Below are 6,918 nucleotides of genomic sequence, written 5' to 3' on the forward strand. Positions count from 1 at the left end.
ATCCTCCGCCATCTCCACCTGCCCGTGGATGACGAGCTGGCGCAGTGGTCGCCGCCGCCGGACGCCAGTTGCTGCCCGGACGACAGCTGCGCCTGCTAAGCCTGGCACAGGCCAGCTTCCCTTTTAAAACCCGCTTACGGAGAAAATGATGATCCCTCAAAACTACCAGCAGTGGCGCCAGTGCCTCGTCCGGGACTGCGGCATCACGCTTACCGAGGCATTTATTGCCGAACGGCTGAGCGTATTCGAGAAAAGCACGCACGAAGAGACCCGCCGCTTTGTTGCGGTTTACGGACAGGCGCACCTGAACAATATTATCCAGTGGTACCGCCAGGCCGCCCATGAAATGTCCGCCCGGACGCAGCCGGCCTGATCCGCACTGCGTCGCTTTCTGTGCGATTTATTATTAAAATGATAATGCGCTGTTATAATTTCTTTAAACCAGGCCCTCGCACGCGGGGGCCTGCGCTTTTAAGGACGACCCGCGGGATATTTTCAGCCACCCGCGCTTTCCGTCCCATAACCATAAAAACTACGCGCTTATACCCTGAATAATTCGGGCAGCAGACGTCATTACGCGATCGCTCGCTGGCGGCCCGAAGGATGACGGGTATAGATACTGAAGTAAGACGTCACCGCACGTCAGGAGCAAACATGACCACTAAACGACGTTCCGTGCCGGGGATCCGGCACTACGACGGACCTGCCGGCGGCTGGGGTGCCCTGAAAGCCACCGCCATCGCCGTTCGCACCCAGATGGACACTTTTGAAGCGCCCGCCACCCTGCTGCGCACCAACCAGCCGGACGGCTTTGACTGCCCGGGCTGCGCGTGGCCGGACAAAGAGCATAAATCGACATTTCAGTTCTGCGAGAACGGCGCCAAAGCCGTCACTTGGGAAGCCACCACCAAGCGCGTCACGCCGGAGTTTCTGGCGGAAAATACCGTCACCTCGCTGCGGGAAAAATCGGATTTCGAGCTGGAGGGCTACGGCCGCCTGACCCATCCGCTGGTCTACGATCGCGAAAGCGATACCCTGCGCCCGGTCGAGTGGGATGCGGCCTTTGCCCGCATTGGCGAGGTGCTGCGCGATCTCAACCCGGACACCGTGGAGTTTTATACCTCCGGGCGCGCCTCCAACGAGGCGGCGTATCTGTTTCAGCTGTTCGCCCGTGAGTACGGCACCAACAACTTTCCCGACTGCTCCAACATGTGCCACGAGGCCACCAGCGTCGGCCTGCCGCGCTCGATAGGCATCGGCAAGGGTACCGTGTCGCTGGAAGATTTCGACAATACCGAACTGGTTATCTCCATCGGTCACAATCCGGGCACCAACCATCCGCGGATGATGGGCACCCTGCACGAGCTTTCCCGGCGCGGCGTGCCGATTATTGTTTTCAACCCGCTGAAAGAGCGTGCCCTGGAGCGCTTCACCGATCCGCAGAGCGTGGTCGAGATGGCCACCTACAGCTCCACCAATATCGCCTCCTCTTACTTTCAGGTCAGGGCCGGAGGCGACGCCGCCGCGCTGAAAGGGATCGCCAAACACCTGCTCCAGCTTGAGGCGCAGCGCGGCGACGTGCTCGACCGCGCCTTCATCGACGAGCACACCCGGGGTTTTGACGCGTTCGCCAACGACATTGACGCCACCTCCTGGGAGGCTATCGAACGCGAGTCCGGCCTCAATCGTGAACAGCTGGGCAACGTGGCCGAGGCCTATGCCAAATCCCGCGCCACTATCATCACCTACGGCATGGGCATCACCCAGCACAACAAGGGCACCCAGAACGTGCGCCTGATTGCGGATCTGCTGCTGATGCGCGGCAATATCGGCAAGCCCGGCGCGGGGATCTGCCCGCTGCGCGGCCACTCCAACGTGCAGGGCAACCGCACCGTCGGCATCACCGAGAAGCCGGGCGCCCCGTTCCTGAAGAGCCTGAAAGAGGTGTTCGGCTTTACCCCGCCGTCGCGCCACGGCCACGATGCGGTGCAGGCCACCCGGGCGATGATTGATGGTTCGGCCCGGGCGCTGATCTGCCTGGGGGGCAATTTCGCCGTCGCCATGCCGGATCACAAGCGCGGGTTCCCGGCGATGCGCAATCTGGATCTCGGGGTTCACATCGCCACCAAGCTTAACCGTACCCATCTGCTTGTGTCGAAAGAGACCTTTATTTTTCCCTGTCTCGGCCGCACGGAACTTGACGTACAGAGCACCGGCAAACAGTCGATTACCGTGGAAGATTCCATGTCGATGGTGCATGCCTCTTCCGGCAAGCTGAAACCCGCCTCGCCGCAGCTGCGGTCGGAGCCGGCGATCGTCGCCGGCATGGCGCGCGCAACCCTGCCCGGCACCCGCGTGGACTGGCTGTCGCTGGTGGCGGATTACGACATGATCCGCGACTATATCGAGAAAACCGTGCCCGGCTTTGACGACTACAACCTGCGGATAAGAACCCCGGGAGGATTTCGCATGCCGCTGCCGCCGACCGAGCGCGTCTGGCCGACGCCGGAGGGCAAAGCGGTATTCTCGGTCTTTGAGGGCGTTGATGAGAACGCCAGCGCCACCGGCGAAGAGGCGCTGCGGATGGTCACCCTGCGCAGCCACGATCAGTACAACACCACCATCTACGCGCTGGATGACCGCTACCGCGGGGTGTTTGGCCGCCGGGATATTCTGTTTATGAACGAGCAGGATATGGCCGATCGCGGCCTGGAGCACGGGGATCGGGTCGATCTACGGACCGCCCTGCCGGGCAGCACGCTGTCGCTGGAGGACATTACCGTAGTGGCCTACGATATTTCCGCGGGCACCGTCGCCGCCTACTATCCGGAGGCCAACGTGCTGGTACCGCTCGACTACATTGATGAGGACAGCGGCACGCCGTCCTACAAATCGGTGCCGGTTAACATCACCCTGCGCTCGAAAGAGATCCGCCAGCTTTAGACCGCCAGACCATTTGCGGCAATGTCGCGCTGCGCCATTGCCGCACCTCACCCTCCTCCACGCAGGGCCGTCTTGCCGTCAAAACGCGTTACTGTTTTCCGCACCGCCGAGCTGCACCGGCATACCGGAGCGGCGATCCATTTCGGCAGCGGCCCGGCTGTCTCCGTCAGTAAACGCGCGCAGGCCTGCGGTCATCGGCAGCGGCACTTTGCTGCTTGATTCAAACTCCGCCCGGTTACGCGAAAGCGGCTCGTGAACCTCCAGCCAGCGGCTGCCGTCCGGCTCCACGGTGTACTTCACCGGCCGGTCGATAATCTGCACCCGGGTGCCGGTGGTAACGTTATCGAACAGGTATTTGATGTCCGCATCGCGCAGGCGAATGCAGCCCTGGCTGACCCGCAGGCCAATGCCGAAGTTGGCGTTGGTACCGTGTATGGCGTACAGCCTGCCGATATAAATGGCGTACAGCCCCATCGGGTTGTCCGGCCCGGCGGGCACGAAGGCCGGCAGGGTTTTGCCTTCTTTAGCGTATTCGCGGCGGGTGTTGGCGGTAGGGGTCCAGGTGGGGCCGTCTTTTTTGCTCTGTACCGAGGTGACCCAGTTGCGCGGGGTTTCGCGCCCGGCCTGGCCAATGCCGATAGGCAGCACCTCCACGGTATTGCCTCCCGGCGGATAGTAATAGAGGCGCATCTCGGCAACGTTAACGACCACGCCCTGGCGCGGCGTATCCGGCAGGATCAGCTGCTGGGGAATGGTCAGCTGGCTTCCGGCTTTTGGCAGATACACGTCCACGCCGGGATTGGCCTCCAGCATATTGCTGAGCCCCTGCCCGTACTGCGCGGCGAACTCTTCCAGCGGCCGGGTATTATCAGCCGGCACGACGATCTGCTGGACGCTGCCCACCAGTCGACTCCCTTCCGGCGGCAGCGGATAGCTGACGGCAAGGGCCTGCGGGCCCGCGGCGGTTAAAAGCGCTACCCACATCAGTTTTACATATCGCATCATTTTTTCCCTGGTTGTGACCATGATGCGTTAACTATAGCGTCTAAAAGTTATGCAGCGTGAATAATCCCGGCAAATCACGGGGTGATATCAAATCTGATAATCAATCACCGTCTCTTCCGGCTCCATCACCTGGCGCTTGATCTCATCCACCGACAGGCTGGAATTGCACAGTTCAATAAAGCGCCAGACGTAGTTGCGCTGCAGCTGGCCGCGCTTGAGGCCCAGCCAGACGGTGCTGGCGTCAAACAGGTGATGGGTATCCAGCCGCGTCAGCCTGCCCGCCTCCTGCGCATCGCCGGACTGCTCTGCCACCAGACCAATCCCCAGCCCCAGCTCAACGTAGGTTTTGATAACGTCAGAGTCCTGCGCGCTCAGCACCACGTCCGGCTCCAGGCCCTTGCGGTTGAACGCCTCGTCAATACGCGAGCGCCCGGTGATCCCCTGGCGGTAGGTGATGAGCGGCCATTTGGCGATCTCTTCGAGGGTCAGCGGCACCGTGCGGGTCAGCGGATGTCCTTCCGGCACCAGCAGGCTGTGGTGCCAGCGAAACCACGGAAACGCCGCCAGGGTCGGATCGTTGCTCAGCCGCTCGCTGGCGATGCCGATATCGGCCCCGCCGTTGTGCAGCAGCGCTTCGATCTCCTGCGGCGTGCCCTGAATAAGCTCAAGGCGCACTTCTTTGAACAGCTCGCGAAACGCCTTAATAACCGGCGGCAGGCTGTAGCGCGCCTGGGTGTGGGTGGTGGCAACGGTGAGGACGCCGCTGGCGTCGTTGGTAAACAGATCGGCGAGGCGTCGGACGTTGCCCGCTTCGTTAAGAATACGTTCGGCAATCACCAGCAGCGCCTTACCGGGCTCGGTCATGCCGAGCAGGCGCTTGCCGCGGCGGATGAAGATTTCAATCCCGAGTTCCTCTTCCAGCTCGCGGATGTGCCGGCTGACGCCGGACTGTGAGGTATAAAGCATGTTGGCGACCTCGGTCAGGTTGTAATCCTGCCGGGCCGCCTCGCGTATAATTTTAAGCTGCTGAAAATTCACCCTTCGCTCCCGAAACCATCAGACATAGCGCTATTGTTAGGTTCTGCGGCTTCGGTGAACAAATAATAAAAACACGCTAGTTATTTCTTTATGGAATAACTATCAGCTCACCATCAGCAGTTCGCGATTCTCCAGCGTCGGGCGGCTTACCAGCGACATCAGGATCTCCTTCACCGCCTGGGCCTGCGGCGTCAGCTGGCGGCGGGCGGAGATGTTCAGAGAGAGCGGCAGGCTCATGGACGGAGTGGTAATGCGCGCCATCCAGCCGCCGGAGGCGCTGCACAGCGCGCGGGCCGCAGACTCCGGCAGTACCGTAACGCCCATCCCGCTGACAATCGCCGCGGTTAAGGTGGAGAGGGACTCGATTTCGCCGATGATTTTGGCGGTCAGGCGGCGCAGGGAGAACGCTTCATCCACCCGGGCCCGCACGGCGCTGTAGTCTCTGGGCAGGAACAGGTTCATCTCGGCGATGGCGGCTAAATCCACGCTCTGGCCGGGGCAGTCGCGGGTGCCCACCAGCCATAAATCTTCTTTCAGCAGCTGCTGGCTGGCGATGCCCGCCACCGGGGAGCGATCGTAGAGCACCGCCATATCCAGACCGCCGCTCAGCAGCTTGTCGTTGAGCTGGGTGCCGCTGTTTTCGTGCAGATAGACCACCACTTCCGGCAGCTCGTTGCGCACCGCCTGCAGCAGCGGCATGGTCACCGAGGAGGCCGCGGTGCCCGGCGCAAGGCCGATGGAGACCTGTCCGCTCAGGGTCTGGCCGATGTTGTTCACCGCCAGCTGGGCCTGCTCGCACTGGCGCAGGATAGTGCGGGCATGGGTATAAAGGACTTTTCCGGCTTCCGTCGGCGTGACGCCGCGCTTGGTGCGGATCAGCAGCTGCTGGTCCATTTCGCCTTCAAGCGTTGCCACCTGCTGGCTCAGCGCGGGCTGCGCAATATGCAGCACTTCTGCGGCTTGCGTCAGGCTGCCGATATCGACGATTTTGACAAAGTATTTTAGTCGTCTTAGGTTCATGTTGCCTCCGTTTCCCGATGCCAGGCCAATACGGCCAGTGAGTTAATGGTCACGTTGCAATATGTTTGCCACATTTCTAAGATTTGTCGCGAAGCGAAATAAGTGGGCGAGAAATAAGGAATTCTGATTAGTTTGCCGGTTGCGATAAGCGGCAGCTGATGCGCCGGTTGCGCCATCAGGAGGAGGCGCTGCACCATCGCGGTGCGTTAAGGCTATTTTTGCAGCACATTTCGCCTGAGTGATGAAATAGTCAGCAGTTGAGCGCCGGGCGTGTATTGAGGCTTTGACATGCCGCCCGCCCCTCGTTACTATGCGCCCCGTTCACACGATTCCTCTGTAGTTCAGTCGGTAGAACGGCGGACTGTTAATCCGTATGTCACTGGTTCGAGTCCAGTCAGAGGAGCCAAATTTGAAAAGCCTGCTCAGGAAACTGAGCGGGCTTTTTGCTTTCTGACATTCTGAGTATTTTAATTCACCACCGCGCGTTAGAACGGCTCCCGACAAACCTTCATTTTCCCTTCGTCCAGGGTGAATGATCCTACCCGCGAATAGTAGACACGTAAAATAAGTGAGTAAACTCTCAGACAGAGGTGACTCACATGACAAAATCAATAACTGCATGTAAACAACATTCTCCGGAGTTCCGCAGCGATGCTCTGAAGCTCGCTGAGCGCATTGGCGTAGCCGCCGCACGGCAACTCAGCCTTTATGAGTCCCGGCTTTATGCCTGGCGTACCCGTCGCGCGCAGTTGAGCCCGCGTAAGCAATTTCGCCAGCGGTGTGACGAGAGGGTCAGTCAGGTTTTTCATCAGGCAAAGAGCGCTACGGCGCACCGCACATCACAGATGAGCTCCGCGAACAGGGGGCGAAGGACAACATTAAAACGGTGGCAGCCAGCCTGAAGCGACAGGA

The 6,918-nt window shown here is 60.5% G+C and carries 5 protein-coding genes, 1 tRNA gene and 1 pseudogene; 4 read left to right on the forward strand and 3 right to left on the reverse strand.

All coding sequences use genetic code 11. The features are described from left to right. Positions 1–145 precede the first annotated feature (145 nt). Both QZ766_RS07325 and QZ766_RS07330 read left to right on the forward strand, forming a co-directional pair. Entirely contained in the window at positions 146–373 is a 228-nt protein-coding gene (locus QZ766_RS07325; protein WP_297199522.1) for a hypothetical protein, read from the forward strand. 281 nt (positions 374–654) lie between these two features. Then, positions 655–2,943, forward strand: coding sequence for an FdhF/YdeP family oxidoreductase (locus tag QZ766_RS07330; protein WP_297199525.1), 2,289 nt, complete (start codon positions 655–657; stop codon positions 2,941–2,943). A gap of 78 nt (positions 2,944–3,021) precedes the next feature. On the opposite strand, the gene ldtA is transcribed toward QZ766_RS07330, so the two are convergent. From ldtA to nac, 3 genes are all read right to left on the reverse strand, one after another. After that, on the reverse strand, positions 3,022–3,945 hold the full coding sequence (gene ldtA / locus QZ766_RS07335) for a L,D-transpeptidase (RefSeq protein ID WP_297199529.1): 924 nt from the start codon (positions 3,943–3,945) through the stop codon (positions 3,022–3,024). A gap of 90 nt (positions 3,946–4,035) precedes the next feature. Next, a complete protein-coding gene (gene cbl, locus QZ766_RS07340; RefSeq protein WP_297199533.1) occupies positions 4,036–4,986 on the reverse strand; it encodes an HTH-type transcriptional regulator Cbl in 951 nt (316 codons plus the stop codon). Positions 4,987–5,088: 102 nt separating this feature from the next. After that, the gene (nac, locus tag QZ766_RS07345; protein WP_297199535.1) at positions 5,089–6,006 is read right to left on the reverse strand and encodes a nitrogen assimilation transcriptional regulator NAC; all 918 of its coding nucleotides are present in this window, start codon (positions 6,004–6,006) and stop codon (positions 5,089–5,091) included. A gap of 330 nt (positions 6,007–6,336) precedes the next feature. Between nac and QZ766_RS07350 the strand changes: the two genes are divergently transcribed. Continuing rightward, positions 6,337–6,412: transfer RNA gene (locus QZ766_RS07350), tRNA-Asn, on the forward strand. 193 nt (positions 6,413–6,605) lie between these two features. Continuing rightward, positions 6,606–6,918, forward strand: a pseudogene (locus QZ766_RS07355) (hypothetical protein); the annotation flags it as partial.

Origin of the sequence: uncultured Pluralibacter sp., from assembly GCF_913775985.1 — a bacterium.
In the GTDB taxonomy this organism is placed as follows: domain Bacteria; phylum Pseudomonadota; class Gammaproteobacteria; order Enterobacterales; family Enterobacteriaceae; genus Pluralibacter.